Origin of the sequence: Chromobacterium fluminis, from assembly GCF_011602385.1 — a bacterium.
Lineage (GTDB): Bacteria > Pseudomonadota > Gammaproteobacteria > Burkholderiales > Chromobacteriaceae > Chromobacterium > Chromobacterium fluminis.
Genome location: NZ_JAAOMA010000144.1, coordinates 1 through 313 on the forward strand (window position 1 = coordinate 1; position 313 = coordinate 313).

The window sequence follows — 313 nt, forward strand, 5'->3', positions numbered from 1 at the left end:
GTGTCCACCCCCAGCACGATGTTTTCCGGCTTGGTCTGCGGCGGGATATTGCTTTCCTTCGGCAAGGCCATCTTCACCGTCTGCGTCACCACCGGCACCGTGATCAGGAAGATGATCAGCAGCACCAGCATCACGTCCACCAGCGGCGTGGTGTTGATCGCGGACATCACCGCGTCTTCGTCGCCTTTGCCGTGGCCTTGGCCGAATCTTGCGTTGCGCCCTTTCATCGTCGACGCCTCAGCGCGCGTTCAGCAGGCTGGCGTGCAGGCGGCCGGCCACCACGCGCACCATGTCCAGCACCAGCTTGTTGCGA

Annotated in this window: 1 protein-coding gene; it reads right to left on the reverse strand. The window is 63.3% G+C overall.

Annotated features, from left to right (window positions below; genetic code table 11):
- Positions 1-227: ExbD/TolR family protein (locus HA052_RS27240; RefSeq protein ID WP_240937602.1), on the reverse strand; the 227-nt coding region annotated here is incomplete at its 3' end.
- Positions 228-313 lie beyond the last annotated feature (86 nt).